The organism is Streptomyces yamdrokensis (assembly GCF_053890455.1).
The window spans coordinates 5490404-5516073 of sequence record NZ_CM132679.1; the positions used below are offsets into that span (position 1 = coordinate 5490404).

Consider the following 25670-nt stretch of genomic DNA (forward strand, 5'->3'; position numbering starts at 1 on the left):
ACCGGAGGGCGGAGTGCCGCAGCGATGCCCGCGCCCCCCGAGGACATCGTGGAGGCCGCACGGCTTGCGCCGGAACACTGGATCAGCATGGTCGACCCCGGCTGGCACGGCGAGGGCGTGCCGCCCGACTGGGCCGTGGTCGGCCGCTGGCGCACGGGAACGACCGGCGAGATCGAGGAGTGGGAGGACAACGAGGCACACCGCCCCTCCCCGGAATCGCTCGGCTGGCCCGAGGCCACCGACGGGGTCGACGAGGCCCTCCAGCTCGCCGTCACCGGTTACGGACCGGCCGAGGACGTACTGCGGGCCCTGGCCCCCGCCGAGGTGGCGGTGCTGACCCTGCCGGACGGAACACCGGTGACCGCCGCCGTGGAGGACGGCAGGCTCGTGGTCCCGGTCTTCACCGCCGCGCCCCACCTCGACACCGTGGGCGGCTTCGCCTTCGAACTCGTCGCCGTCGCGGACCTCCTGGACCGCTTGCCGTCCGGCCACGCGCTGTACGTCAACCCGCCCAGCCCCGCGGGCACCGTGCTGGAGCCCGGTCCGCTCGCGGAGACGATCGGGAGCAGGACACGGCCGGCCGGAGCCGAGCCGGATCCGGCCGGTGCGGGACGAACCTGACGACCGGCGGGCAGGTACGAAGGCATCGGCGCGGACGGCCACGCGGGCTCCCGGACGGCGGTCCCGGTCCTTGCCGGGCCGCGCCTCACCGACCCGTCCGGCCGGCCCGTCTCACCCGTCGCACCAGCCGTGGGTCTTGCCGAACTGCAGCAGCCCGCGACGCGCCTGGAGGATCTGTTCGCCGGTCAGTGTGGGCGCGGCGGACAGCAGGACCTCCGTGACCTCCTGGAGGTACTCCTCGGCGGTGAGCACGTCGCACAGTGAGTCGTCGCCGTCCGGATGGCGGCCCACCCCGGCGGAGGACACCGGGCCGGGCCCCTGGGCCAGCCGCACGCCCGAGGCCTTCAGCCCCCGGTCGCCCTCCTCGATCTCGAACTCCACGGTGACTCCGGGACGCAGCTGATGCTCCGGAATCCGCACGTCGTTGACGTGGAGGAAGACATCCTCCCCGCCGTGCTCCGGAGCGATGAACCCGTAACCCCGTACGGCGTCGAACCGCACCACACGACCAGCGACCATTGTTTCCAACCCCCAACAGAACACCGGACCCCGCGCCCGGACCCCATGCCCGGAACGGAACCCGACCAGCCAGGACAACATACGCCGTCCGTCGTGCCCCGTCCCCTCAGCACTCGATGATGTTCACCGCCAGCCCGCCCCGCGCGGTCTCCTTGTACTTGACGGACATGTCGGCGCCGGTGTCCTTCATGGTCTTGATGACCTTGTCCAGGGACACCTTGTGCGACCCGTCGCCGCGCATCGCCATCCGTGCCGCGGTGACCGCCTTCACCGCGGCCATGCCGTTGCGCTCGATGCACGGGATCTGGACCAGGCCGCCGACCGGGTCACAGGTCAGGCCGAGGTTGTGCTCCATGCCGATCTCGGCGGCGTTCTCGACCTGTTCCGGCGAGCCGCCCATCACCTCGGCGAGGGCGCCCGCCGCCATCGAGCAGGCGGAGCCGACCTCGCCCTGGCAGCCGACCTCGGCGCCGGAGATGGACGCGTTCTCCTTGAACAGCATGCCGATCGCACCGGCCGCCAGCAGGAAGCGGACCACGCCCTCCTCGTCGGCACCGGGGACGAAGTTGACGTAGTAGTGCAGGACGGCGGGGATGATGCCGGCCGCGCCGTTGGTCGGTGCGGTGACGACCCGGCCGCCGCCGGCGTTCTCCTCGTTCACGGCCATCGCGTAGAGCGTGATCCACTCCATGGCGAGGGCCTTCGGGTCGCCCTCCGCGCGCAGCTTGCGTGCCGTGTTCGCGGAACGCCGGCGCACCTTCAGGCCGCCCGGCAGGATGCCCTCGCGGGACATGCCGCGCGCCACGCACGCCTGCATCACCCGCCAGATCTCCAGCAGCCCCTCGCGGACCTCCTCCTCGCTCCGCCAGGCGCGCTCGTTCTCCAGCATCAGCGCGGAGATGGACAGGCCCGTCTCCCGGGTCAGGCGCAGCAGCTCGTCACCCGTGCGGAACGGGTACTTCAGGACCGTGTCGTTGAGCTTGATGCGGTCCGCGCCCACCGCCTCCTCGTCGACGACGAAGCCGCCGCCCACCGAGTAGTACGTCTTCGACAGCACCTCGGCGCCGGACGCGTCGTAGGCCCACAGGGTCATGCCGTTCGCGTGGTACGGGAGCGTCTTGCGGCGGTGCAGTACGAGGTCGTCGTCGAAGGAGAACGCGATCTCGTGGTCGCCGAGGAGGCGGATCCGGCCGCCGTCCTTGATCTTCTCCACCCGTTCGTCAGCCGTCTCCACGTCCACCGTGCGGGGCGAGGCGCCCTCCAGGCCGAGCAGCACCGCCTTGGGCGTGCCGTGGCCGTGTCCGGTGGCGCCGAGCGAGCCGTACAGCTCCGCGCGGACCGAGGCGACCGGGTCCAGCAGCTCCTCGTTGCGCAGCCGCCGGGCGAACATGCGGGCAGCCCGCATCGGGCCGACCGTGTGCGAGCTGGACGGCCCGATACCGATCGAGAACAGGTCGAAGACCGAGAGGGCCACGGGAGGACTCCTAGGGGTTCGGCGGACGCCGCTGTCCGCCGGGCAGGGGGTGGACCGAAGGTGAGGTCGGAGAGGGACCGGAGAGGGGATGTCGCGTGTGCGGTGCATGGTGCGGGGCACCGCGCTCACTGACCCAGTGTGCGCGGCGCCCCGGACGTCCGTACGAATGAAAGCGTACGAAATTACTGCAGACCGGGATACAGCGGGTGCTTCTCGGCGAGAGCCGTGACCCGCGCCCGGAGCGCCTCGACGTCGTAGGACGGCTTCAGCGCCTCGGCGATCACGTCCGCGACCTCCGCGAAGTCCTCGGCCGTGAAGCCGCGGGTGGCCAGGGCGGGCGTACCGATCCGCAGACCCGAGGTGACCATCGGCGGCCGCGGGTCGTTCGGGATCGCGTTGCGGTTGACGGTGATGCCGACCTCGTGGAGCCGGTCCTCGGCCTGCTGTCCGTCCAGCTCGGAGTCGCGCAGGTCGACCAGGACCAGGTGCACGTCCGTACCGCCGGACAGCACGTCCACGCCCACGGCCTTGACGTCGTCCCGGACCAGGCGCTCGGCCAGGACGCGGGAGCCCTCCAGGGTGCGGCGCTGGCGGTCCTTGAACTCCTCGGACGCCGCGACCTTGAAGGCGACCGCCTTCGCCGCGACCACATGCTCCAGCGGACCGCCCTGCTGGCCGGGGAAGACCGCGGAGTTGATCTTCTTGGCCAGCTCGGCCGTGGAGAGGATCACGCCGCCGCGCGGGCCGCCGAGCGTCTTGTGCGTGGTCGTGGTGACGACGTGGGCGTGCGGGACCGGGTTCGGGTGCAGGCCCGCCGCGACCAGACCGGCGAAGTGCGCCATGTCGACCATCAGGTACGCGCCGACCTCGTCCGCGATCCGGCGGAACTCGGCGAAGTCCAGCTGCCGCGGGTACGCCGACCAGCCGGCGACGATCAGCTTCGGCCTGCTCTCCTTGGCCAGCCGCTCGACCTCGGCCATGTCGACCCGGCCGTCGTCGCCGACGTGGTAGGCCACGACGTCGTAGAGCTTGCCGGAGAAATTGATCTTCATGCCGTGGGTCAGGTGCCCGCCGTGCGCGAGGTTCAGGCCCATGATCGTGTCACCGGGCTTGAGCAGCGCGAACATCGCGGCGGCGTTGGCCTGGGCGCCCGAGTGCGGCTGCACGTTGGCGTGCTCGGCGCCGAACAGCTCCTTGACCCGGTCGATGGCGATCTGCTCGATCACGTCGACGTGCTCGCAGCCGCCGTAGTAGCGGCGGCCGGGGTAGCCCTCGGCGTACTTGTTGGTGAGGACCGTGCCCTGGGCCTCCATGACCGCGACCGGGGCGAAGTTCTCCGAGGCGATCATCTCGAGGGTGGACTGCTGGCGGTGCAGCTCGGCGTCGACCGCGGCGGCGACGTCGGGGTCGAGCTCGTGCAGCGGGGTGTTCAGAAGCGACATGCGGCTACGGCCTCCTCAGCCCTGGATGAAGGCGTCGTACTCGGCGGCGGAGAGAAGGTCGGCCGGCTCCTCGCCGGTCCGCACCCTGAACAGCCAGCCGCCCTCGAAGGGGGCCGAGTTCACCAGCGACGGGTCGTTCACCACGTCCTCGTTGATCTCGGTGACCTCGCCGGTGACCGGGCAGTACAGGTCGCTGACCGACTTGGTCGACTCCAGTTCGCCGCAGGTCTCGCCCGCGGTCACGGTGTCACCGACCTCGGGAAGCTGGACGAACACGACGTCGCCGAGCGCGTTGGCCGCGTGCTCGGTGATGCCGACCGTCGACACACCGTCCTCGGTGGCCGACAGCCACTCGTGTTCCTTGCTGTAACGCAGCTGCTGGGGGTTGCTCATGATCTGGATTCTCCTGTGGGCGGGGGATGTGCTGATGAGTCGGACACTACGGCGACCTGCGCCGTCGTACGGCACCCTGTACCGCCGTACCCCGACGTGCGAAAGCCCGGAAGGCCGCGCCGGGACCGTCTACGAAGGTGTCACTTCTGCCGCTTGTAGAACGGCAGTGCCACGACCTCGTACGGCTCGTGGCTGCCGCGGACGTCCACGCCGACGCCCTCCGTGCCCGGCGTCGCGTGCGCCACGTCGACGTACGCCATCGCGATCGGCCGGCCCAGCGTCGGGGAGGGCGCGCCGGAGGTGACCTCGCCGATCACCTCACCGCCGGCGACCACCGCGTACCCGGCGCGCGGGACCCTGCGGCCCTCGGCGACCAGGCCGACCAGGGCGCGGGGCGGGGTCCGCTCGGCGCGGGCGGCGGCCTCGGTCAGGGCGGCGCGGCCCACGAAGTCACCCTCCTTCTCGAACTTCACCACCCGGCCGAACCCGGCGTCGAACGGCGTCAGGGAGGTGCTCAGCTCGTTGCCGTACAGCGGCATGCCCGCCTCCAGCCGCAGCGTGTCCCGGCAGGACAGCCCGCACGGGACCAGCCCTGCGCCCTCACCCGCCTCGGTCAGCGCCTGCCACAGCCCGACCGCGTGCTCCGGCTTCACGAACAGCTCGAAGCCGTCCTCGCCGGTGTAGCCGGTACGGGCGATCAGCGCGGGAACGCCCGCGACCGTGCCGGGCAGCCCGGCGTAGTACTTCAGGTTGTCGAGGTCGGCGTCGGTGAGGGACTGGAGGATGCCGGGGGACTCGGGGCCCTGCACCGCGAGCAGCGCGTACGCGTCGCGGTCGTCACGGACCTCGGCGTCGAAGCCGGCCGACCGCTCCACCAGCGCGTCCAGCACCACCTGGGCGTTGGAGGCGTTCGCGACCACCATGTAGTGAGGAGAACCGGCGTGAGGGGAACCGGCCCCGGTGTCCTCGAGCCGGTAGACGATCAGGTCGTCCAGGATGCCGCCGTCCTCACGGCAGATCATGGTGTAGCGGGCGCGGCCGGGTTTGACGGTCCCGATGTTGCCGACCAGCGCGTGGTCCAGGACCTGCGTCGCCTGCGGGCCGGTGACGGTGATCTCGCCCATGTGGGAGAGGTCGAAGAGACCGGCCCTCGTGCGCACGGCGTTGTGCTCGTCGCGTTCGGAGCCGTAGCGCAGGGGCATGTCCCAGCCGGCGAAATCGGTCATCGTGGCGCCGAGCGAACGATGCAGGGCGTCCAGTGCGGTCCGGCGGGGTTCGGTACTGCTCATCGGTCGGTCTCCCAGGGCAGGACGGGCGAGGTCGTTCCTCCCCATCTGTCATCGGAACCTGAGAGGTTCGCCATGACCGCCCGCGCAGGGGACGACCACGGTTTGCACCTTGGGTGGAGCCGCCGGTGAACACGCGCGGCGGCCCGCTTTTCAGATGTGCCTCGCCCACGCGGTAACGGTGCCTGAGAGATTCAAGGGAGGGACTTGCTCCTTCGGCGCCCCGACGGCAACGGTGCCGGGGACTCTCCCGCGCGGATTCGAACGGCCGGTATGCAGTTGGCGCGCTCATCATTGCACGCATCGCCGGGCCGCGGCAGGGGGACCCTTCTGAGAGGAAGCGCAGGGTGCCCGGGTGTTCACGGACGGCTGTGACAGGTCTGTATCGGGAAAGGGAAGGAATCCGGAAGCCCTCGGCGTTACCGTCTCTTTACACTCGGCGGGGAAATGGTCCGGTACCTGGTCACAGGGTCGGACCGCCCCCAGGGGAGGACTTACGGTGAACAAGGCCACGGCGTACGCCACCACCACGGGCGTCACGCTGCCCGAGCAGCAGGCCCCCTCGGCCAGGGACGCCTGCGCCACCCTGCCCGCGCCGGTCGTCCGCGACCTGCGCGAGCGTGCCGGCCGCAGCCCGCACGCCCTGCTCTTCGGCCCCCGCGACCTCGTCGTGGTCACCGGACTGCCCGGCAGCGGCAAGTCCACCCTCATGCGGCGCGCGGCGCGCGGCACCCGCATCGACTCGCAGGACACCCGGGACCGCTGGGACCGCGCCGCGCCGCGCCTCCTGCCGTACGCGGTGTACCGGCCCCTGGTCCGCCTCGCCCACTACGCCGGACTGCGGCGCGCCCTGCGCACCGGCGAGGGCGTCGTCGTCCACGACTGCGGCACGCAGGCCTGGGTGCGCCGCTGGCTGGCCCGCGAGGCCCGCCGCAGGGGCGCGGTCCTGCACCTGCTGCTGCTCGACGTCCCCCCGGAGCAGGCCCTGGACGGCCAGCGCGAGCGCGGTCGCGGGGTCTCCCGGTACGCCTTCCGGCGCCACCGCACCGCCATCGACCGGCTGCTGACGTCCGTGGCGCGCGGCGACCTGCCCGCGGGCTGCGGATCGGCGGTCCTGGCCGACCGCGACGCGGCGGACGCGCTGCACCGCATCGAGTTCACGGACTGATCACGGGCCGGTGGCGCCACGGGCGGCCGGCCTGCCGGTGGACGGGCCGCACGCCGGGGTGCGGCAGCGGTTAGCCTTTCCAGCCACAGCAGTGGTTCCAGGCAGGCGGTAGGCAGATGGACTTCCCGGCGGGCTTCTCCGCGGACTTCCCGGCACAGACTCACCCCCACCCGCACGGCGGATGGCCAGGCAACGAGCTGGAGGAGGCGCTCTCCGCCTCCCTCGGCGTCCCCTCGGCCGACGGCCGGATCATCGAGGTGCTGGGCCGCAGCTACCTGTGGATACCGCTGCCCAACGGCGGCGGACCGGACAGCGGCCCGCTGGACCTGCCCACGACGGAGATCGACGGCCAGGCGTACGTACCGGTCTTCAGCTCCGAGGAACAGTTCCGTCAGGTCGTCGGCACCCACATGTCGTTCACCGTCGCGCCCGCGGTGGAGTTCGCGCGCGGTCTGCCGCCGCAGGCCGGGATCGCCGTGAATCCCGGGGGAGTGGTCGGCATCCCGCTGCCGCCCCCCGCGGTCGCCGCCCTGTGCCGCGCCGGACGCGGCCCGCTGGACGGCCCCGCGAGCGGCGGCCGGGTCAAGCTGTTCGAACCCGACTGGCAGGACGACCCGGTGGACTTCCTCGCCGCCGCCTCCGCGGAGTTCGAGGCCCTCGGCGTCGTCACCACCGCCCGCCGCTGCCTCGCCGAGATCGAGACGGCCGAACCGGTGCTGTTCGTCGGCGTCGAGCTGGCCCCCGCCGAACTGTCCCGGACGGAGGGCGACCTGAGGGCCGCGCCGATGGACGCGCTGGGCCGCGCGCTGGGCCGCGAGCCGGTGAGGTGGCCCGTCAACCTCGTCCTTCTGGACGTGGCCCAGGACCCGGTCGGCCAGTGGATGCGCGACCGCGTCCGCCCCTTCTGCCAATGGCAGCGCTGAGGGGGCGCGGTGCTGCCGGGGGCCGGTCGCGCACCGGCGGAGCTCCCCGGCGCCGTCAGGCGCTTAAGCTAGGTTCATTGGCTCGGGCGAGGGTGTTGTACGGGTGGTACGGAGGGGCGATACAAAGTGAGCGCTGGCACCGCGGCGGCCGGGCAGGTCGAGCACATGCTGCGCCAGGTGACACCCGGGCGTTACGACGCCTATGAGGCGTTGCTGCGCGCGCTCGCGACACCCTCCTCCGGTCACGTCTGGATGCTGCTGTGGCACGGCCAGGCCGGCTCCCCGGACGCCCAGTACGGGAACATGGAGGTCGACGGCCTCGGTTACGCGCCCTGCGTGACCTCCGCCCAGGAGCTGTCCGCCAGTGGCTGGAACCGGTCCTACGAGGTCGTCGACGGCGTCGAGGCCGCCCGTGCCCTCTACCCCGACCGCTACGGACTCTGGCTCAATCCGCACGCCCCGGGCGGCGGCCTCGGCATCCCCTGGCTGGATCTGCGCCGGCTCGCCACCGGGCTGGACCGGCAGCCCGCCGGGCCCCTGCGGCTGTCCGAACCCGCCATCGAGATCCCGCAGTTCTACGCCCTGATAGCGCAGAACGCGCACCGCACCCCCGCCGTCCGCTCGCTGCGCCGAGCCTGGGTGCAGCCGTCGCTCGGCGCCCCGTACCTCGCCGTCGGCCTGGACGTGTACGACACGTCGCCGCCGGCCGTGGACGCGGTGCGCGCGATGATGCGGCAGTCCCTCGGCGCGGTCCCGGACGGGCTTTTGGTGTCGACCGTCGCGATGTCCGACGAACACGACCCGGTCGCGATGTGGCTGCGCGCCAACGCCCGCCCGTTCTACGACCGAGAGGCGCACGGCGCCGCCGCCTCTCCCGGCTACCCGCCCGCGCGTTAGCACCCGCTCGGCCCGGTTGGAGAGATACCGCCAGTCACCTCCGACCTGATCCGCCGGTCGGGCCCCGGCGCTGACCGGGGCGTATGCGTGAGAGGCAGGTCCGGAAGGACCCGGCCGCACACCCCTGTGCTGACTCAGCGTGACGGTGCCCGCGGGATGGACGCACCTGCCGGCGAAGGGCGGCGGCTCCGCCCTCGGGTGCTGATTTCACGTCAGATTTTCGGCCATGTGCACTCAGCTATGACCAGTCAACCGCCTGTCACCTGCGGTTTCACCCGTTCTTCACGCCGCCTGACGCTTTTTTCGAGGCTACTGACGATGCGTCAGATGTGTCCGAACGGTTAATTCATGACGGGGGGACGCCTGAAGAGTCCCTTATGTCAACTGTTCAGATCTCAGCTAGGTATCACCGCTATCCGGACTGTTCTCGACTCGCTGTGAACGTCTGTAGTGTTCGGCCGGTCAAGATGCATCCACATAGCGGACCCGGAGTGGCCCCAATATGCGCATACCCAAGTCCCGAGCCGCTCGGGCGATCACGGCCGCGGTGGCGGTCGGTCTGATCGCCACGGGCTGCTCCAGCGAACGGGACAGTGACAACGAGAGCGGCGGCGAGAAGGACACCTTCGTCTTCGCCGGCGCCGGTGACCCGGGCTCCCTCGATCCTGCCCTGGCCAGCGACGGTGAAACCTTCCGTGTGACGCGGCAGGCCTTCGAGGCGCTTCTGGAGCACGAGTCGGGCGGCAGCGAGCTCGTCGGCGGCCTCGCCGAGAAGTGGTCGAGCAACGACAAGGGCACCGTCTGGACCTTCGACCTCCGCAAGGACGTCAAGTTCCACGACGGCGAGGCGTTCAACGCCGAGGCCGTCTGCGCCAACTACGACCACTGGTTCAACTGGACGGGCACCTACCAGTCCAGCGCGGTCTCGTACTACTGGCAGTCCATCATGGGCGGCTTCGCGAAGAACGAGGACAAGGAAACGCCCGAGGCGAACTACAAGTCCTGCACCGCGAAGGACGAGAACACCGCCGTCATCGAGGTCAAGGAGCCCTCCGCCAACCTCCCCGGCGGCTTCTCCCTCCAGGCCCTGGCGATCCACTCGCCGAAGGCCCTCGAGGCGTACAAGAAGCAGGACGCCTCCGCCAAGGGCGACGCCATCACGTACCCCAAGTACAGCCAGGAGGCCGGCACGGTCGCCGGTACCGGCCCGTACAAGATCACGAAGTGGAACAAGGGCAACAAGGAAGTCTCCCTTGAGCGCTTCGACGGCTACTGGGGCGACAAGGCCAAGATCAAGAACCTGGTCTTCCGCACCATCGACACCGAAGAGGGCCGCCGTCAGGCGCTCCAGGCCGGTGACATCGACGGTTACGACCTCGTCGCTCCGGCGGACGTCAAGACCCTCGAGGACGAGGGCTACGGCGTCCCGACCCGTGGCGTCTTCAACCTCTTCTACGTGGGCATGAGCCAGGAGGCCAACCCCGCGCTGAAGGAGAAGGAAGTCCGCCAGGCCATCGCGCAGTCGATCGACCGGGAGAACCTGGTCAAGACCCAGCTGCCCGAGGGCGGCAAGGTCGCCGACCAGTTCATGCCCGAGACGGTCGAGGGCTACTCCAAGGACGTCGAGCAGTACCCGTACGACACCGCCGAGGCCAAGAAGCTCCTCAAGAAGGCCGGTCAGGAGAAGCTGAAGGTCGACTTCTGCTACCCGACCGAGGTCACCCGCCCGTACATGCCTGCCCCGCAGGACCTGTTCGAGCTGATGAAGGCCGACCTGGAGAAGTCCGGCATCACCGTCACGCCGAAGGCGATGAAGTGGGCCCCGGACTACCTGGACGCCACCGAGTCGGGCTCCTGCGACCTGCACATGCTCGGCTGGACCGGTGACTTCAACGACGGCTTCAACTTCATCGGCACCTGGTTCTCCGGGTACGACAAGCAGTGGGGCTTCAAGAACAAGAAGGTCTTCGAGGCCGTGAACGAGGGCTCGACCCTCGGCAACCACGACGAGCGCGTGGCCGCGTACAAGAAGGCCAACGAGGTCATCATGGACTACCTGCCCGGTGTCCCGGTCTCGTCCTCCCCGCCGGCCATCGCCTTCGCCAAGAACGTGAACCCGCCGAACGTCTCCCCGCTGACGCAGGAGATCTTCGCCGAGACCTCGTTCAAGTAGGCGAGCAGTAACCACCCAAGCACACTGGGTCCGCCCGGCCGTCGCAACTCGGCGGCCGGGCGGGTCCGTTCATGTCACACATCACGTAAGAAAGGGGCATGCGGGGTGCTGCGTCTCGTCGTACGAAGACTGCTCCAGCTCATACCCACGCTGCTCGGCCTGTCGGTTCTGCTCTTCCTGTGGCTCGACCGGCTGCCCGGCGGACCCGCCTCAGCGATCCTGGGGGAAAAGGCCACCGAGGCCGAAGTGGCGCGCATCAACCGCGCGCTCGGACTGGACCAGCCCGTCTATGTCCAGTACTGGCGCTTCCTCAAGCGCATCGCCGAACTCGACCTGGGCACCTCCACCCAGACCGGACAGCCGGTGTGGGACGAGTTCGTCCTGCGCTTCCCCGCCACCGTGGAGCTGTCCCTCCTGGCGATCATCATCGCCGTGGCCGTCGGTATCCCGCTCGGCTACTTCGCCGCCCGCAACCGCGGCGGCTGGCTCGACGTCACCGCCGTCTCCGGGTCGCTCATCGGCATCTGCATCCCGGTCTTCTTCCTGGCCCTGATCCTCAAGCAGATCTTCGCCGTCGAGCTGGGGATCTTCCCCAGCTACGGGCGCCTGGACACCGGCATCAACGCCACGAACGTCACCGGATTCGCCGTCCTCGACGGCGTCCTGACCGGGGAACTCGACGCGTCCTGGGACGCGATCATGCACCTGGTCCTGCCCTCCGTCGCGCTGGCCTCCATCCCGCTCGCCGTCATCGTGCGCATGACCCGCGCCAGCGTCCTCGAGGTCCAGGACGAGGACTACGTCCGCACCGCCGAGGCCAAGGGCCTCAAGCGGAGCGTCGTGCGCGGCCGCCACGTGCTGCGCAACGCGATGCTCCCCGTGGTGACCGCGGTCGGCCTGCTCACCGGCTCCCTGCTGTCCGGGGCGGTCCTGACCGAGTCGGTGTTCTCCTTCGGAGGCATCGGTTCCTTCATCCGGACCGCGATCGACGGCCGCGACTACCCCGTGCTCGTCGGGTTCATCATGTTCATCGCGCTGGTGTACGTCCTGATCAACCTGCTGGTGGACGTGGCGTACAGCCTCATCGACCCGAGAGTGCGGGTGCACTGACGTGAGCGTCGCCACCAAGACCGACAAGATCCAGCGCCTCGCGGAACTGACCGCGACCAAGGAGACCAGCTCCGGCGCCAGCCTGTGGCGGGAAGCCTTCCGCCGGCTCAAGCGCAGCAAGATGGCGATCATCGGCGCCGTCGTCATCGCCCTGTTCGTCCTCGTCGCGATCGTCGGGCCCTACCTCACCCCGTACTCCCCGACGGCCCAGACCTGGCGGGGCGAGGTCTTCCCCAACCGGGGCGAGTTCGTAGGCCCCCGCGGCGACAACTGGTTCGGGCTCGACCACCTCGGCCGGGACATGTTCTCCCGCATGCTGGTCGGCGCCCGCCAGACGCTGCTCGTCGGTGTCGTCTCCACGTTCATCGGCCTGACCGTCGGCTTCCTGATCGGCGGCGTCTCCGGAGCCGCCGCCACCCTCGGCGGTGATGCCGGAAAGCGGATCGACTCCGTCATCATGCGCTTCATCGACATGATGCTGGCGCTGCCCTCGCTGCTGCTGGCCGTGTCCGTGGCCGCCGTCATGGGGCAGTCGCTGACCACCGTGATGATCGCCGTGGGTGTCGTCCAGATTCCGGTGTTCGCCCGGCTGCTGCGCGGCTCCATGCTGGCGCAGGGCGGCGCGGACTACGTGCTCGCGGCCAAGTCCCTGGGTGTGCGCAAGCGGCGCATCGTGGTCTCGCAGATCATCCCCAACTCGCTCAGCCCGGTGATCGTGCAGGCCACGCTCTCCCTGGCCACCGCGATCATCGAGGCCGCAGCCCTGTCCTACCTGGGCCTGGGCAACCCCGACCCGGCCATCCCCGAGTGGGGCGTCATGCTCGCCCAGGCGCAGCGCTTCTTCGACAACGCGCCGATGATGGCGGTCTACCCCGCCGTCGGCATCATCATCACCGCCCTCGGCTTCACCCTCCTCGGCGAGGCCATGCGGGAAGCCCTCGACCCGAAGCTGAGGGGCTGAACCACCATGTCTCTGCTCACTGTCGACGAACTGACCGTCACCTTCGGCGGCCGCGGCCGCAAGGAGTCCCGGGCGGTCGACGGCGTCTCCTTCTCGGTCGACCAGGGCCAGGTCGTGGGCCTGGTCGGCGAGTCCGGCTGCGGAAAGTCCGTCACCTCCCTGGCTCTGATGGGCCTGTTGCCCCACAAGGGCGTCACGGTCGGCGGCCGTGCCGAATTCGACGGCACGGACCTGTTCACCATGAGCCCGTCCGCCCGCCGCGACCTGCGCGGCAGCAGGATGGCGATGATCTTCCAGGACCCGCTGTCCTCGCTCAACCCGGTCGTGCCGATCGGCGTGCAGGTCACCGAGATCCTGGAGCGTCACCGCGGGATGAAGGGGGAGGCCGCCCGCAAGGAGGCCGCCCACCTGCTGGACCGGGTCGGCATCCCCGACCCGGACCGGCGGCTCAAGGAGTACCCGCACCAGCTCTCCGGCGGTATGCGCCAGCGCGCGCTGATCGCCATGGCGGTGGCCTGCGCCCCGAGCCTGCTCATCGCCGACGAGCCCACCACGGCCCTCGACGTGACGATCCAGGCCCAGATCCTGGAACTGCTCAAGGAACTCGTGGACCAGGAGGGCACCGCCCTGCTGATGATCACCCACGACCTCGGGGTGGTCGCAGGCCTCTGCGACGAGGTCAACGTGCTCTACGCGGGCAAGGCCGTGGAGTCCGCCGGGCGCCGCGAGCTGTTCGCCCACCCCACCCACCCCTACACGCACGGACTGCTGGGCTCCATCCCGCGCCTGGACGCCCCCCGGGGCGAGTCCCTCAAGCCCATCCGCGGCTCCATCAACGACCGTGTCGCCTGGGCCGACGGCTGTGCCTTCGCGCCGCGCTGCGACCGGTACGAGATGGGCTGCCTGACCGGCACCCCGCGGCTCGCCGAGCCGCGTGCCGCCGGTCACCAGGTGCGGTGCGTCAACCCCGTACTCGACGACGCGAAGGCCGAGGAGGTCCCCGCATGAGCCTGCTCGAACTGGACGGCGTCAAGGTCCACTTCCCCATCAAGAAGGGCGTGCTGTTCGACCGTACGGTCGGGCACGTCTACGCGGTGGACGGGGTGTCCCTGAAGGTCGAGGCCGGCGAGACCTACGGTCTGGTCGGCGAGTCCGGCTGCGGCAAGACCACCCTCGGGCGGTCGGTGCTGCGGCTGGTGGACATCACCGAGGGGTCGGTCGTCCTGGACGGCACCGACCTGGCGAAGCTGCCGAGCGAGGAGATGCGCCGCTTCCGGCGCCGGCTCCAGATGGTCTTCCAGGACCCGCTGGGCTCGCTCAACCCCCGGCAGAACATCGAGTCGATCCTGTCCGAGGGCATGGTCGCCCACGGCATCGGCAAGAACCAGGAGGAGCGCCGCGAGAAGATCAAGGCGATCCTGGAGCGGGTCGGCCTGCCCTCCAACGCGCTGGCCCGCTACCCGCACGAGTTCTCCGGCGGCCAGCGCCAGCGCATCGGCATCGCCCGCGCGCTGGTCCTCGAGCCGGACGTGATCATCTGCGACGAGCCGGTCTCCGCGCTCGACGTGTCGATCCAGGCCCAGGTCGTCAACCTGCTGGAGGAACTCCAGGAGGAACTCGGCCTGACCTACCTGGTGATCGCCCACGACCTCGCGGTCGTCCGGCACATCTCCGACGTCATCGGCGTGATGTACCTGGGCTCGCTGGTCGAGGAGGCGCCGAGCGACACGCTCTACGCCGAGCCCAAGCACCCGTACACCAAGGCCCTGATGTCGGCCGTGCCGGTGCCGGACCCGGAGGTGGAGGACCGCCGCGAGCGCATCCTGCTCACCGGTGACCTGCCCTCCCCGGCGAACCCGCCCACCGGCTGCCGCTTCCACACCCGCTGCCCCTGGGCCCAGGCGGAGCGGTGCGCGACCGAGCGGCCGGAACTGCGGGACGTCGGCGGCGGTCACCGGGTGGCCTGCCACTACACCGCCGAGATCGCGTCGGGAGAGCTGACGCGGACCCGGCCGACGGGCATCGAGGCCGTCACGGAGACCGAGGACGTGGTGGCGGAGCGGGCCGAGGGCGAAGCGGAGGTTCCCGCCGCGCTCCTGCCGGCCGACTCGACGACCAAGCCGGACGCCGCGGTGGTCAAGGAGAAGGTGCCCGCAGTGGCCGAGGTGCCGAGCGACCCGCCGGCCGACGCCGTCGCGAAGGGCCACGACGCCACGGGGCCGGACGCGTCCGGCAAGGGTCCGGCCGGGACCGACTGACGGACCGCCGTACTTCCCGGGTTCCCGGAGCACCGGACGGGGCGGAACCGTCCGGTGCTCCGGGAACCCTTCGGGGCGTCGTCCGGTGCCCGCCCGGACCGGTTCGCACCTCCACGGACAGTACGTTCGTCTCACCCCTCGCCTTGTTTTGTAAGGCGAGGGGTTCCTGCCGGGTAAGAATGTACGGGTGCTTCAGCAACTCTTCAGCCCGTCCCTCCTGCACACGCTCGACCTGATCGGCATCTTCGTCTTCGCGATCTCGGGCGCCCTGCTGGCCGTGCGCAAGAACCTCGATGTCTTCGGCATCGCCGTACTCGCGGAGGTCACCGCCCTCGGCGGCGGTCTCTTCCGCGACGTGGTCATCGGCGCGGTGCCGCCCGCCGCCTTCACGGACCTGGGGTACTTCGTCACCCCGCTGTTCGCCGTGGTGCTGGTCTTCTTCCTCCACCCGCACGTGGAGCGCATCCAGAACGCCGTCAACTTCTTCGACGCTGCCGGGCTCGGCCTGTTCTGCGTCGTCGGCACCACCAAGGCGTACGACTACGGGCTCGGCCTGACCGCCTCCGCCTGCATGGGTCTCGCCACCGCGGTGGGCGGGGGTGTACTGCGGGACGTGCTCGCCAACGAGGTGCCCTCGCTGCTGCGCTGGGACCGCGATCTCTACGCGGTGCCGGCGCTCGTCGGCGCCACCATGGTCGCGCTGTGCATCCGGTTCGACACGCTGAACGCGCTCACCGGCACCCTCGCCGTGATCACGGCGTTCGTGCTGCGGCTGCTGGCGCTGCGGTACCACTGGCGGGCGCCCCGCGCGTGGCAGCGGCGCTCGACGGTCCGCGAGGAGGAGTAGGCGAGGAGGAGCGGACGAGGGGGAGAGGCGGGAGAAAGCTACCGCTTAGTAGGTCACTCTTGTACTGTTCATCCATGCCAGAAGCAGCCTCCGCCGCGGCCGTTCGGGCCACCATCGGCGACAGTGAGTTCGATCGCGACACCGCGGTCGTCCCCCGCGAACCGGGCGTCTACGACGCCGATCTCTCCGCCGGCTGGACGATCATCAGCGCCGTCAACGGCGGCTATCTGCTGGCCGTCCTGGGCCGCGCCCTCGCCGACGCGCTGCCGCACCCGGACCCGTTCACCCTCACCGCGCACTACCTGACCGCCTCCCAGCCGGGCCCGGCGGTCGTCCGCACCCAGACCGTACGCACCGGACGCACCCTCTCGACCGGGCAGGCGTCCCTCTTCCAGACGGACGACCGGGGCCGTGAGGTCGAGCGCATCCGTCTCCTGGCGTCCTACGGCGACCTGGACACCCTCCCCGACGACGTCCGTACGTCGGCCGAGCCGCCCGGGATGCCGCCCATGGACCAGTGCTTCGGCGCCGGGGACGGCCCGGCCCCCGTCGAGGGCAGCTCCGCCATCATGGACCGGCTGATGCTCAAGCTCGACCCGTCGACCCTCGGCTGGGCCCTCGGGAAGCCCTCCGGCAAGGGGGAGATGCGCGCCTGGTTCGGGCTCGCCGACGGCCGGGACCACGACCCGCTCTCGCTGCTCCTCGCGGTGGACGCGCTGCCTCCCACCGCCTTCGAGCTCGGGATCAAGGGCTGGGTCCCCACGGTCGAGCTGACGGTGCACGTCCGCTCCCGCCCGGCACCCGGCCCGCTGCGGGTGTCGATCACCACCCGCAACCTCGCCGGCGGCTTCCTCGAGGAGGACGCCGAGGTCTGGGACAGCTCCGGCCGCCTGGTGGCCCAGTCCCGTCAGCTCGCCCGGGTACGCCTGGGCTGAGCGGTCCTGGGCGGTCCTGCGCCGTCCTTCGCGGTGCGGCCGGCGCGTCAGCCGGCCGTACCGTCGCCCTTCGTTCCGCCGCCGGGAGTGCCGTCACCGGCCCTGCCTCCGTCGGCCGGGCGGTCCAGCCAGTGCAGACGGCCGATGCCGATCAGCCGCAGCCGACGGGCCGCCATCAGTGCCACGTGCTCCCGCGTCCGCGACCGCTCGCGTCCCCCGGGCGCCGTCGCCGGTACCGATGCCGGTGCCTCCAGGAGAAGGCATCCCGTGGCGATCATCTGGTCGACGTAGAGCTGGGCCAGCATCAGCAGGTCGTCCTCGCTCCAGCCCGCGGACACCGGGTCCCCGGCCAGTGCCTTCGCGACCTCCTCGGTGAACCGGGCGAGCTGCTCGCGTATCGCCTCCCGGACCGCCTGCACCCCGCCGTGCCGCTCGCGGACGATGAACCGCATGTGCGCCGGGTGCCGGTCCACATGCCCGGCGATCAGTTCCACGGCGCGCGTGATGCGCTCCTCGGCGTCACCGCTCGTGGCCATCACCGTCCCGATCAACGGGTGCAGGCTTTCGAGCGCCTCCCCGACCAGTGCCACGCCCAGATCCTCGATCGAGCGGAAGTGCCGGTAGAAGGCGGTCGGGGCGATCCCCGCGGCCCGGGTGACCTCGCGCAGGCCCAGGCTGCCGAGGCCCTGTTCCTCGAGCAGCCCCAGTGCCGCGTCGAGGAGCGTCCGCCGGGTCCTCTGCTTCTGGGCCTGCCGGGTGCCGAGGGCGTGACTCATGCCATGCAGTCAACAACCGTTCTCCAAAATCGCAAAGCGCGACGGCGGGTGCCGAGTGTTTGGACCACAGAGTCAGTGAACACTCGTACCTGCAGATGCTCACCGAACCCCGAACCCCGAACCCCGAACCCCGAAGCCTGGAGGGCCCGACTCATGCTGTTCCTCGCCGCGCTTCTGCTGATGGGCGTCGTCCTGGGCACCGTGGCCCACGTGCCGCCGGCCGTCTCCGCGGCCGGGGGCGCCGTCATCGCCGTCTGGCTCGCCGTCTTCGCCCTGCGCGAGCGCCGCGCCCGCATCCGCCGGGAGGGCTGACCACCGTGTACCTCACCTCCCGGGCCCCCCACCGAACCGCTGTCCAGGACGCCGACGGCATGGCGGTCGCGTCCTTCGTCCTGGGGCTGCTGGGCCTGCTCGTCCTCAACGTCGTTCTCGGTCCGATCGCCATCGTGCTGGCGGGCCTCGCCCTGCGGCGGGGCACGACCCGGCGCGCACGCGCCTGCCTGGGCCTCGGCCTGGGCATCGCCGACCTGCTGGTCCTGCTGGCGTTGATGCGGATGAACGACACGATCTCCTGGAGCTTCTGAGCGGGCGTGGTATCCGGCCGACCGCGCCCCGAGGCCACCGGACGGGGCCCGTAGAATCGGCCCCACCATGGCTTACCTCGACCACGCCGCGACCACCCCGATGCTTCCCGAGGCGGTCGAGGCACTCACCGCGCACCTCGGCGTCACCGGCAACGCCTCCTCCCTCCACGCGGCCGGCCGGCGGGCCCGCCGGAGTGTCGAGGAGGCCCGCGAAGCCCTCGCCGAAGCCCTCGGGGCACGCCCCAGCGAGGTGGTCTTCACCTCGGGCGGCACCGAGGCCGACAACCTCGCCGTGAAGGGCCTGTACTGGGCCCGCCGAGACGCCGAGCCGGCCCGCACCCGGGTCCTCGCCAGCCCCGTCGAGCACCATGCCGTCCTGGACGCCGTCCACTGGCTCGGCGAGCACGAGGGCGCCACCGTCGAGTACCTGCCGGTCGACCCGCACGGCCGGGTCCACCCGGACGCCCTGCGGGAGGCGATCGCCAGGAACCCCGACGACGTGGCCCTGGCCACGGTGATGTGGGCCAACAACGAGATCGGGACGATTCTGCCGGTCCGCGAACTGGCCGAGGCCGCCGCCGAGTCCGGTGTCCCGCTGCACTCCGACGCCGTCCAGGCCTTCGGCCAGGTGCCGGTGGACTTCGCCGCCTCGGGGCTCGCCGCGATGACCGTCTCGGGCCACAAGATCGGCGGTCCGTACGGCATCGGAGCACTGGTCCTGGGCCGCGAGCACACCCCCGTACCCGTGCTGCACGGCGGCGGTCAGGAGCGGCACGTGCGCTCCGGCACGCTCGACGTGCCCGCGGTCGCCTCCTTCGCGGTGGCCGGCCGGCTCGCCGCCCGGCAGCGGGAGTGGTTCGCCCGCGAGATCGGCGCGCTCCGCGACGAACTGGTCGCCGCGGTCCGCGAGGCCGTCCCGGACGCCGTCCTCGGCGGCGACCCCGCGCCCGGGGGACGGCTCCCGGCCAACGCCCACTTCACGTTCCCCGGCTGCGAGGGCGACTCCCTGCTGCTCCTGCTCGACGCCCAGGGCATCGAGTGCTCCACCGGCTCCGCCTGCACCGCCGGTGTCGCCCAGCCCAGCCACGTTCTCCTGGCCACCGGCACCGACCCGGACCTGGCCCGCGGCACCCTCCGCTTCTCCCTCGGCCACACCTCCACCCGCGCCGACGTCGAGGCCCTGGCGAAGGCCATCGGCCCGGCGGTGGAACGCGCCCGCCGGGCGGGCTTGACGTAACCGCCGACGGGCCGGTCGGGACCGTCGGCAGGCCGGACGGGACCACCGACGGGCTTGGCGCCACCACCGCCGGCCCCGGCACGGCCGCCGACGAGCCGGCCAGGAACGCCGGTGGCCCGGCGGACGGGACCGCCGGGCCTCAGGCCCGTGCCGTACGCGCCCGGCGGACCAGCTTCATGTAGCGGTCCCAGTCCCAGTGCGGACCCGGGTCGGTGTGGTCGGTGCCCGGCACCTCGATGTGGCCGATGATGTGCTCCCGGTCGACCGGGATGTCGTAGCGGGCGCAGATCCGGGCCGTGAGCCGGGCCGAGGCCTCGTACATCTCGTCCGTGAGGTCCTGCGGCCGGTCCACGAACCCCTCGTGCTCGATGCCGACACTGCGCTCGTTGTAGTCGCGGTTTCCCGCGTGGTAGGCCACGTCCAGCTCGCGGATCATCTGCGCGACGCGTCCGTCCTGGCCGACGATGTAGTGCGTCGCCGCCTGGTGCCCGGGGTCCTGGAAGGCCCGCACCGCGCTGTCGAAACTGCCCTGGGTGACATGCACGATCACCATGTCTATGCCGAAGTCGTCGGGCCGGTCCGCGCGCCGCCAGTTGGCGTCCGAGGCCGCCACCCAGTGCGCGCCCGCGAAGTCGACGACACCGGCCTCACGGGGCTTCTCGACCCCGGGCACCCTCCACCACAGGCGGCCCAGCTCGTCCCGCGCCAGCACGGCCGTACCCGCGGCGGCGGTCACACCGCCGACGATCAGGGCCCGCCGGCCGATGCGACGGTCCCCGTCCCCGGCGACCCGGTCCTTGGAAGCTCTTCTTTCCCCCATGCGGTCTACAACGGATACCCGGTGGTTCCGGTTCCCGTGCCCCGTACCCTGGAGGCGTTATGACTGAGACCCCGCAGCCCTCCCGTCCCCTTCGCGTCCTGGCCGCCATGTCCGGCGGCGTCGACTCCGCCGTGGCCGCGGCCCGTGCCGCCGAAGCGGGACACGACGTGACCGGCGTCCACCTCGCGCTCTCCGCGAACCCCCAGTCCTTCCGCACGGGCGCGCGGGGCTGCTGCACCATCGAGGACTCGCGCGACGCCCGCCGCGCCGCCGACGTCATCGGCATCCCGTTCTACGTGTGGGACCTCGCCGACCGCTTCCGCGAGGACGTCGTGGAGAACTTCGTCGCCGAGTACGAGGCCGGCCGCACCCCCAACCCGTGCCTGCGCTGCAACGAGAAGATCAAGTTCGCCGCGCTGCTCGACAAGGCCCTGGCCCTCGGCTTCGACGCCGTGGCCACCGGCCACTACGCGCGCGTGGTCACCCTGTCCGACGGCACGCGCGAACTGCACCGCGCCTCCGACATGGCCAAGGACCAGTCGTACGTCCTCGGCGTGCTGGACGACCGGCAGCTCGCCCACGCGATGTTCCCGCTCGGCGACACGGTCACCACCAAGGACGAGATCCGCGCGGAGGCCGAGCGCAGGGGACTGGCGGTGGCCAAGAAGCCCGACTCGCACGACATCTGCTTCATCGCCGACGGCGACACCCAGGGCTTCCTCGCGAACCGGCTGGGCCGCGCCGAGGGCGACATCGTCGACGAGTCCGGCGCCAAGGTCGGCACGCACGAGGGCGCCCACGGCTTCACCATCGGCCAGCGCAAGGGCCTGCGCATCGGCACCCCCGCCCCCGACGGCAAGCCCCGCTACGTCCTCGACATCTCCCCGGTGACCAACACGGTCACCGTCGGTCCCGCGGACTCCCTCGACGTCGGCGCGCTCACCGCGATCGAGCCCCGCTGGTGCGGCACCGCCCCGGCCGGCCCCGGCACCTACACCGCCCAGCTCCGCGCCCACGGCGAGGAGACCGAGGTCACCGCCGAACTCGTCGACGGCACCCTGGAGGTCTCCTTCAAGGAGCCGGTCCGGGGAGTGGCACCCGGCCAGGCCGTCGTCCTCTACGCGGGCACCCGGGTCGTCGGCTCGGCGACGATCGCGTCGACCTCCCGCACGACGAGGACCCCCACGACGGTCTGACCCGGGCGCGGCCCTGCCGGACCGGACGCGCGATTGTCACGGTGGCGCGGGAAACTCGTGGACGAGTTCGATCCCACCCACGATGTGGGAGTCGAACTCGTCCAGTTCCCCGGCCGGAACCCGCAGTTCGAGGATGGTCCGCCCGCCCGCCCGCCGGACGGGATACCGGGCGAGGAACTCCGATTCGACCTCGAAGCGGGTGACGAACCCGGCACCGTCGTGCTTCACGTTCCAGTCCCGGGCGATCCTGATCGCGTGGTCCTCGTCGAGCACGGGACAGAAGACCGGCTGCTCGGGCAGCCGGGGCGGCCAGGCCCGCCATCCCGACTCCCGGACCAGCTCCAGCTCCTCGGGCCCGGTCGGACGCCACAGGGTCGTCGTCGTTCGCCGGCTGGTCATGTGAATCGCTTCCCGAACGCCGGAGTCCACGGAAACCACTGACCGGAAGACCGCACCGTACCGACCCACCGATCCCGCTTCCACGCCGTTTCCGTGTCCTGAAAGGACTTCGGGGGAAGGTGCCGGTGATGTCCGGCCGCGGGTGGCCGCCGTTGCACCGCCGTCGTGACCGGCGCTTGGCGGCCACCCGCTGGTTGGCCGGCACGCTTCAGGCGGCACTCCCCGCGACGGGGCGGCGCGCGTGCTCGTCCGGAGTCAGCCCTGGTCCTCCGACGAGGGGTAGATCCGCCACAGCTGGGAGAGGTTCGGCCCGCCCCACATGCGGGTCAGGCCCACCAGCCGGTCGTTGCCCTGGAGGTGGTCCGCGATGGCCAGGGCGTAGCGCGGGTGCACGACCGAGACCATGTAGAAGTCGTTGCCCCGCTCTGCGTGGGAGACCAGCCGCCAGTGCTGGCTGAGGCTGTCCGTGCGTTCTCGAAGGGTCACGGTGTCGGGCGGGTTGGCCCCTGCGGTGAGGCAGCGGTGGTTGGCGTACGACTCGACGCGCACGGTACCGTCGGCGTTCTGCCGCAGGAACCACCGGTGCGAGTTGTTGTCCTTGGCGAACGGGTCCTGTGCCCAGGTCTGGGTGTGGTTGCCGACACCGTCGTGCCAGTCGTTGCACATGAAGTAGGTGCCGGTGACGTGGTGGGTCATCGTCACCGATCCGCCCGCGAGCAGTACGAGGTCAGTCAAGTCAGTGCTCCTCAGCCTCGAGAGTTTTTCATCGGAGAGGGCTCCCCTGAAACTCAGCGTAGGCAGCCGGCTGTTGCCCCACAGCGCAGTGACCGGCCGTTTCGCCAGGTCAGAGCCTGTCTGGAAGATCTCGAACGGGTGGACGGCGCTACTCGAACCACCTGACCGAGCGTCACCCACATGTCGCGCACGCGGCGCAACGGTGTGGCGGCGCACTGCCGGCTTCGAACGGTCGGGGTGAACGCCGCGCGGCAGGCGAGAGCGGCAGGAACGAGAAACCGACAGCCGTCTTGACGAGGCGGCTGTCTCATTCCGTCGTTCACGACGACGGACAGCGCCGCCCACCGCCGAAGTGCCCTCCGAAGCCGTGCAAACGCTGCTCCTCGACACCTGCAAGGATCCCTGAGGGCAACTGTGGGCGCTGGCCGGGCCGCCGCTGCCCCCCGGCCGGAGAAGTCGCCGGGCCCGCGGCCGGTACCGGGCCGGCTGTGCCCGCAGGGCGTCCTGTACGTGCTCCACAACGACATGGCCTGACAACTGCTGCCCCCGGGACTGGGGTCCGGCTTCGGACGGACCTGCTGGTGATGCCTGGGCCCGGAGTCTTCGGCCCACTGCACCGCGTTCCCCGTACCGCTGGCGGGCGGGGTGGACGAGGAGCGGGGCCGAGGGCCGCTGGTCCTGGAACTGCCGGCCGACGACTGGGGCGGATGCCAACCCGGGAGGCGGTGTCCGGGGTGGGTGGCAAGAGCATCTGGTTCGAGCCGGTGCTCGACGGAGGTGACCAGCCGTCAGGCGGCTGCGGGTCAGGCGGCGAGCACGGGCAGACCGGGCAGCCCGGTCTGCCCGTGCTCGCCGCCTGGCGGCGGCGCCACCGGCCCGTTCGGTCCTCCGTCACAGGGCATGGCGGAGGACCGGGGCGCCGTGGCCCGGCCTCGTCACGTCCTCATGACGTGAAGAAATCCGCCAACACCGGTGCCAGGACGTCCGGCTCCACCATGTGGGTCTGTCCCGCCAGGGTGCGGCAGGTGCCGTGGGGGACGGTGTCCGCGATGGCCCGGGCGGCCTCGCGCATCCAGGCCGGGCTCGCGTCGCCCGCGATGGACAGCACCGGCACGGGGACCGACGCCAGCAGTTTCACCGGGACGCCGCCGTCGCCCATGACCGCGTCGTCGTGGGCGAGGCTCGGCGCGATCGTCTCCATCCCGGCCCACAGGGGGGAGTGACGGGCGCCCTCGATCACCGCCTCGCCCAGTCCGGTGAGGCGGAGGAAGAGTTCCACCGCGTCCCCGCGGCGCCCCTCACCCAGTGCCTCCGTCAGGCGCTCGGTGTACCGCGCGCGCTCCCTCAGATCCCCCTCGGACATCGCGTACGGCGTCTCGTACACGGCGACGTGCCGCACCGGCAGACCGCTCGCCGCCGCGCGCAGCGCCAGCGCGCCGCCGGAGGAGACACCGTACAGCGAGGCCTGTCCGCCCACCGCCTCGATCAGCGCCGCCAGGTCCTCGACCTCGCGTTCCACCGCGTACGGGGCCGTGTCCCCGCTCGCACCGCGGCCCCGGCGGTCGTACACGACGACCCGGAACCGCTCCGAGAGCGGCGCGGCCAGCGGTGCCACCGTAGCGCCCGTCGACATCGCGCCGCTGACGAGGACGACCACGGAACCCCGTCCGGCGCTCTCGTGGGCGATGTGGGTGCCGTCACGCGAAACGATGTTCTTGTCCATGTCTCCGCAGACTGCCGCACCGCGGCCCGATCATCGGTGAGGCGGGCCGCGCGTCCGACGATCGCAACCCTTCTATCCGGTCATCGGAGTTCCGCTTCCCCGTGGACCTCCACGTCGTAGAAGCACAGGTGGTCCCTGATGCCGGCGACGTCCGGCTTCGGGTCCGGGTACGCCCACACGAGATCGGGCGAGCCCGGCCGTGACCAGTAGGACGCGGTGCCCTTGAAGGGGCAGTGGGTGCGGGTGTCGGACGGGGTCAGCAGGTCGAGCCGTACGTCCCCGGGCGGGAGGTAGTACCGCGGGGGACAGCCCGTCTCGCGCAGGACCAGCGCCTGGTCGCTCTCGGCCAGGACCTCCCCGCCGTGCACCACACGCACGTGCCGTTCGCTTTGTTCGACGGTGATGCGATGTCCTGCGGTCATGGTCCACACTCCTCGGTCGGCCGGGTCAGGGGGCGTCCGGGCCGGCCGGGAAGGCCGGACGCCGGCCGGCCCGGACGCCGGACGGTGCAGCGCTCGCCGAAGGCGAATTCTTCCCTCTCGTGCCGGCCGGGCCGGCCGGACGCCGGCCGGCCCGGACGCCGGACGGTGCAGCGCTCGCCGAAGGCGAATTCTTCCCTCTGGTGCCGGACGGGCCCGTACCCTGGGCCGGTGAACATCTGTGTCTTCCTCTCCGCCGCCGATCTCGACGAGCGCTACACGCGCCCCGCGCGGGAGTTCGCCGAACTGCTCGGCAAGGGCGGCCACACCCTGGTGTGGGGCGGTTCCGACACCGGCCTGATGAAGGTCGTCGCCGACGGCGTGCAGGAGGCGGGCGGCCGGCTCCTCGGTGTCTCCGTGGAGTTCCTGGCGGCGAGGGCACGCCGGGGCGCCGACGAGATGGTGATCGCCCCCGGCCTGGCGGAGCGCAAACGGCTGCTCCTGGAGAAGGCCGACGCGGTGGTGGTCATGGTGGGCGGTACCGGCACGCTCGACGAGGCCACCGAGATCCTGGAACTGAAGAAGCACGGGCACACGGACAAGCCCGTGGTCCTGCTGAACACCGCGGGTTTCTACGACGGGCTCAAGACCCAGTTCCGGCGGATGGAGGACGAGGGCTTCCTGCCCCGCGCCCTCACCGACCTGGTGTTCTTCGCCGAGGAGCCCGTCGGGGCGCTGGCGTACCTGGAGGAGAGCCGGGGCATCGAGTGAGCC

General features: G+C 71.2%; 27 protein-coding genes and 1 riboswitch. Of the genes, 16 read left to right on the forward strand and 11 right to left on the reverse strand.

Going from position 1 to position 25670, the window contains the following annotated elements:
- Positions 1 to 24: 24 nt before the first annotated feature.
- Positions 25 to 621: a type VII secretion system-associated protein gene (locus tag ACWZEH_RS24485; RefSeq protein ID WP_456193258.1), complete on the forward strand. Its 597-nt coding sequence runs from the start codon at positions 25 to 27 to the stop codon at positions 619 to 621.
- Positions 622 to 732: 111 nt separating this feature from the next.
- Here ACWZEH_RS24485 and ACWZEH_RS24490 read toward each other — a convergent pair whose 3' ends face one another.
- The 5 genes from ACWZEH_RS24490 to gcvT all read right to left on the reverse strand — a co-directional run bounded on the left by ACWZEH_RS24490 (position 733) and on the right by gcvT (position 5738).
- Positions 733 to 1140, reverse strand: coding sequence for a cold-shock protein (locus ACWZEH_RS24490; protein ID WP_456193259.1), 408 nt, complete (start codon positions 1138 to 1140; stop codon positions 733 to 735).
- A gap of 106 nt (positions 1141 to 1246) precedes the next feature.
- Positions 1247 to 2614, reverse strand: a complete 1368-nt coding sequence (locus tag ACWZEH_RS24495; protein ID WP_456193260.1) for an L-serine ammonia-lyase — start codon at positions 2612 to 2614, stop codon at positions 1247 to 1249.
- A gap of 182 nt (positions 2615 to 2796) precedes the next feature.
- On the reverse strand, positions 2797 to 4056 hold the full coding sequence (glyA, locus tag ACWZEH_RS24500; protein ID WP_456193261.1) for a serine hydroxymethyltransferase: 1260 nt from the start codon (positions 4054 to 4056) through the stop codon (positions 2797 to 2799).
- A 15-nt stretch (positions 4057 to 4071) separates the two neighbouring features.
- Positions 4072 to 4449, reverse strand: coding sequence for a glycine cleavage system protein GcvH (gcvH, locus tag ACWZEH_RS24505; protein WP_456193262.1), 378 nt, complete (start codon positions 4447 to 4449; stop codon positions 4072 to 4074).
- 140 nt (positions 4450 to 4589) lie between these two features.
- Positions 4590 to 5738: a glycine cleavage system aminomethyltransferase GcvT gene (gcvT, locus tag ACWZEH_RS24510; RefSeq protein WP_456193263.1), complete on the reverse strand. Its 1149-nt coding sequence runs from the start codon at positions 5736 to 5738 to the stop codon at positions 4590 to 4592.
- Between the two features lie 160 nt (positions 5739 to 5898).
- A riboswitch (glycine riboswitch) is annotated at positions 5899 to 5998 on the reverse strand.
- Between the two features lie 236 nt (positions 5999 to 6234).
- Between gcvT and ACWZEH_RS24515 the strand changes: the two genes are divergently transcribed.
- The 10 genes from ACWZEH_RS24515 (at position 6235) to ACWZEH_RS24560 (ending at position 17007) form a co-directional block, all read left to right on the forward strand.
- Complete coding sequence (locus tag ACWZEH_RS24515; RefSeq protein WP_456193264.1) at positions 6235 to 6903, forward strand: AAA family ATPase; 669 nt, start codon at positions 6235 to 6237, stop codon at positions 6901 to 6903.
- A gap of 116 nt (positions 6904 to 7019) precedes the next feature.
- Positions 7020 to 7826 carry an enhanced serine sensitivity protein SseB gene (locus ACWZEH_RS24520; protein WP_456193265.1) on the forward strand — a complete coding sequence of 269 codons (807 nt, stop codon included), beginning with the start codon at positions 7020 to 7022 and terminating at the stop codon, positions 7824 to 7826.
- A 165-nt stretch (positions 7827 to 7991) separates the two neighbouring features.
- Positions 7992 to 8723, forward strand: a complete 732-nt coding sequence (locus ACWZEH_RS24525) for an enhanced serine sensitivity protein SseB C-terminal domain-containing protein (RefSeq protein ID WP_456199801.1) — start codon at positions 7992 to 7994, stop codon at positions 8721 to 8723.
- Between the two features lie 502 nt (positions 8724 to 9225).
- Entirely contained in the window at positions 9226 to 10896 is a 1671-nt protein-coding gene (locus tag ACWZEH_RS24530) for an ABC transporter substrate-binding protein (RefSeq protein WP_456193266.1), read from the forward strand.
- Positions 10897 to 11001: 105 nt separating this feature from the next.
- Positions 11002 to 12006, forward strand: coding sequence for an ABC transporter permease (locus ACWZEH_RS24535; protein ID WP_456193267.1), 1005 nt, complete (start codon positions 11002 to 11004; stop codon positions 12004 to 12006).
- A gap of 1 nt (position 12007) precedes the next feature.
- A complete protein-coding gene (locus ACWZEH_RS24540) occupies positions 12008 to 12967 on the forward strand; it encodes an ABC transporter permease (protein ID WP_456193268.1) in 960 nt (319 codons plus the stop codon).
- 6 nt (positions 12968 to 12973) lie between these two features.
- Positions 12974 to 13975 (forward strand): ABC transporter ATP-binding protein, encoded by a 1002-nt coding sequence (locus tag ACWZEH_RS24545; RefSeq protein ID WP_456193269.1) that lies wholly within the window; start codon positions 12974 to 12976, stop codon positions 13973 to 13975.
- Positions 13972 to 15225 (forward strand): ABC transporter ATP-binding protein, encoded by a 1254-nt coding sequence (locus ACWZEH_RS24550; RefSeq protein ID WP_456193270.1) that lies wholly within the window; start codon positions 13972 to 13974, stop codon positions 15223 to 15225. The genes ACWZEH_RS24545 and ACWZEH_RS24550 overlap by 4 nt, the downstream gene beginning before the upstream one ends.
- 187 nt (positions 15226 to 15412) lie before the next feature.
- Positions 15413 to 16072, forward strand: coding sequence for a trimeric intracellular cation channel family protein (locus ACWZEH_RS24555; protein ID WP_456193271.1), 660 nt, complete (start codon positions 15413 to 15415; stop codon positions 16070 to 16072).
- Positions 16073 to 16146: 74 nt separating this feature from the next.
- Positions 16147 to 17007, forward strand: a complete 861-nt coding sequence (locus tag ACWZEH_RS24560; protein ID WP_456193272.1) for a thioesterase family protein — start codon at positions 16147 to 16149, stop codon at positions 17005 to 17007.
- A 47-nt stretch (positions 17008 to 17054) separates the two neighbouring features.
- Here ACWZEH_RS24560 and ACWZEH_RS24565 read toward each other — a convergent pair whose 3' ends face one another.
- The gene (locus ACWZEH_RS24565; protein ID WP_456193273.1) at positions 17055 to 17783 is read right to left on the reverse strand and encodes a TetR family transcriptional regulator; all 729 of its coding nucleotides are present in this window, start codon (positions 17781 to 17783) and stop codon (positions 17055 to 17057) included.
- Positions 17784 to 17936: 153 nt separating this feature from the next.
- Here ACWZEH_RS24565 and ACWZEH_RS24570 point away from each other — a divergent pair, with 153 nt between their 5' ends.
- The 3 genes from ACWZEH_RS24570 (at position 17937) to ACWZEH_RS24580 (ending at position 19604) form a co-directional block, all read left to right on the forward strand.
- Positions 17937 to 18095: a hypothetical protein gene (locus tag ACWZEH_RS24570; RefSeq protein WP_456193274.1), complete on the forward strand. Its 159-nt coding sequence runs from the start codon at positions 17937 to 17939 to the stop codon at positions 18093 to 18095.
- A gap of 5 nt (positions 18096 to 18100) precedes the next feature.
- Positions 18101 to 18367: a DUF4190 domain-containing protein gene (locus ACWZEH_RS24575; RefSeq protein WP_456193275.1), complete on the forward strand. Its 267-nt coding sequence runs from the start codon at positions 18101 to 18103 to the stop codon at positions 18365 to 18367.
- Positions 18368 to 18434: 67 nt separating this feature from the next.
- On the forward strand, positions 18435 to 19604 hold the full coding sequence (locus ACWZEH_RS24580; RefSeq protein ID WP_456193276.1) for a cysteine desulfurase family protein: 1170 nt from the start codon (positions 18435 to 18437) through the stop codon (positions 19602 to 19604).
- 139 nt (positions 19605 to 19743) lie between these two features.
- Here ACWZEH_RS24580 and ACWZEH_RS24585 read toward each other — a convergent pair whose 3' ends face one another.
- Positions 19744 to 20424, reverse strand: coding sequence for an N-acetylmuramoyl-L-alanine amidase (locus tag ACWZEH_RS24585; RefSeq protein WP_456193277.1), 681 nt, complete (start codon positions 20422 to 20424; stop codon positions 19744 to 19746).
- 59 nt (positions 20425 to 20483) lie between these two features.
- Between ACWZEH_RS24585 and mnmA the strand changes: the two genes are divergently transcribed.
- Positions 20484 to 21620: a tRNA 2-thiouridine(34) synthase MnmA gene (gene mnmA / locus ACWZEH_RS24590; RefSeq protein WP_456193278.1), complete on the forward strand. Its 1137-nt coding sequence runs from the start codon at positions 20484 to 20486 to the stop codon at positions 21618 to 21620.
- 36 nt (positions 21621 to 21656) lie between these two features.
- On the opposite strand, the gene ACWZEH_RS24595 is transcribed toward mnmA, so the two are convergent.
- The 4 genes from ACWZEH_RS24595 to ACWZEH_RS24610 form a co-directional block, all read right to left on the reverse strand.
- A complete protein-coding gene (locus tag ACWZEH_RS24595; RefSeq protein WP_456193279.1) occupies positions 21657 to 22019 on the reverse strand; it encodes a hypothetical protein in 363 nt (120 codons plus the stop codon).
- Positions 22020 to 22274: 255 nt separating this feature from the next.
- Positions 22275 to 22754, reverse strand: coding sequence for an RICIN domain-containing protein (locus ACWZEH_RS24600; RefSeq protein WP_456193280.1), 480 nt, complete (start codon positions 22752 to 22754; stop codon positions 22275 to 22277).
- Positions 22755 to 23697: 943 nt separating this feature from the next.
- Positions 23698 to 24477: an alpha/beta fold hydrolase gene (locus tag ACWZEH_RS24605; protein ID WP_456193281.1), complete on the reverse strand. Its 780-nt coding sequence runs from the start codon at positions 24475 to 24477 to the stop codon at positions 23698 to 23700.
- Positions 24478 to 24557: 80 nt separating this feature from the next.
- Positions 24558 to 24899 (reverse strand): DUF427 domain-containing protein, encoded by a 342-nt coding sequence (locus ACWZEH_RS24610; RefSeq protein ID WP_456193282.1) that lies wholly within the window; start codon positions 24897 to 24899, stop codon positions 24558 to 24560.
- A 228-nt stretch (positions 24900 to 25127) separates the two neighbouring features.
- Here ACWZEH_RS24610 and ACWZEH_RS24615 point away from each other — a divergent pair, with 228 nt between their 5' ends.
- Positions 25128 to 25667 carry an LOG family protein gene (locus tag ACWZEH_RS24615; protein ID WP_456193283.1) on the forward strand — a complete coding sequence of 180 codons (540 nt, stop codon included), beginning with the start codon at positions 25128 to 25130 and terminating at the stop codon, positions 25665 to 25667.
- Positions 25668 to 25670 lie beyond the last annotated feature (3 nt).

Coding starts and splice junctions, on each gene's coding strand:
- ACWZEH_RS24485 (WP_456193258.1), top strand. CDS start 25: ATGCCCGCGCCCCCCGAGGACATCGTGGAGGCCGCACGGCTTGCGCCG.
- ACWZEH_RS24490 (WP_456193259.1), bottom strand. CDS start 1,140: ATGGTCGCTGGTCGTGTGGTGCGGTTCGACGCCGTACGGGGTTACGGG.
- glyA (WP_456193261.1), bottom strand. CDS start 4,056: ATGTCGCTTCTGAACACCCCGCTGCACGAGCTCGACCCCGACGTCGCC.
- gcvH (WP_456193262.1), bottom strand. CDS start 4,449: ATGAGCAACCCCCAGCAGCTGCGTTACAGCAAGGAACACGAGTGGCTG.
- gcvT (WP_456193263.1), bottom strand. CDS start 5,738: ATGAGCAGTACCGAACCCCGCCGGACCGCACTGGACGCCCTGCATCGT.
- ACWZEH_RS24520 (WP_456193265.1), top strand. CDS start 7,020: ATGGACTTCCCGGCGGGCTTCTCCGCGGACTTCCCGGCACAGACTCAC.
- ACWZEH_RS24525 (WP_456199801.1), top strand. CDS start 7,992: ATGCTGCGCCAGGTGACACCCGGGCGTTACGACGCCTATGAGGCGTTG.
- ACWZEH_RS24530 (WP_456193266.1), top strand. CDS start 9,226: ATGCGCATACCCAAGTCCCGAGCCGCTCGGGCGATCACGGCCGCGGTG.
- ACWZEH_RS24545 (WP_456193269.1), top strand. CDS start 12,974: ATGTCTCTGCTCACTGTCGACGAACTGACCGTCACCTTCGGCGGCCGC.
- ACWZEH_RS24550 (WP_456193270.1), top strand. CDS start 13,972: ATGAGCCTGCTCGAACTGGACGGCGTCAAGGTCCACTTCCCCATCAAG.
- ACWZEH_RS24560 (WP_456193272.1), top strand. CDS start 16,147: ATGCCAGAAGCAGCCTCCGCCGCGGCCGTTCGGGCCACCATCGGCGAC.
- ACWZEH_RS24565 (WP_456193273.1), bottom strand. CDS start 17,783: ATGAGTCACGCCCTCGGCACCCGGCAGGCCCAGAAGCAGAGGACCCGG.
- ACWZEH_RS24570 (WP_456193274.1), top strand. CDS start 17,937: ATGCTGTTCCTCGCCGCGCTTCTGCTGATGGGCGTCGTCCTGGGCACC.
- ACWZEH_RS24580 (WP_456193276.1), top strand. CDS start 18,435: ATGGCTTACCTCGACCACGCCGCGACCACCCCGATGCTTCCCGAGGCG.
- ACWZEH_RS24585 (WP_456193277.1), bottom strand. CDS start 20,424: ATGGGGGAAAGAAGAGCTTCCAAGGACCGGGTCGCCGGGGACGGGGAC.
- mnmA (WP_456193278.1), top strand. CDS start 20,484: ATGACTGAGACCCCGCAGCCCTCCCGTCCCCTTCGCGTCCTGGCCGCC.
- ACWZEH_RS24595 (WP_456193279.1), bottom strand. CDS start 22,019: ATGACCAGCCGGCGAACGACGACGACCCTGTGGCGTCCGACCGGGCCC.
- ACWZEH_RS24605 (WP_456193281.1), bottom strand. CDS start 24,477: ATGGACAAGAACATCGTTTCGCGTGACGGCACCCACATCGCCCACGAG.
- ACWZEH_RS24610 (WP_456193282.1), bottom strand. CDS start 24,899: ATGACCGCAGGACATCGCATCACCGTCGAACAAAGCGAACGGCACGTG.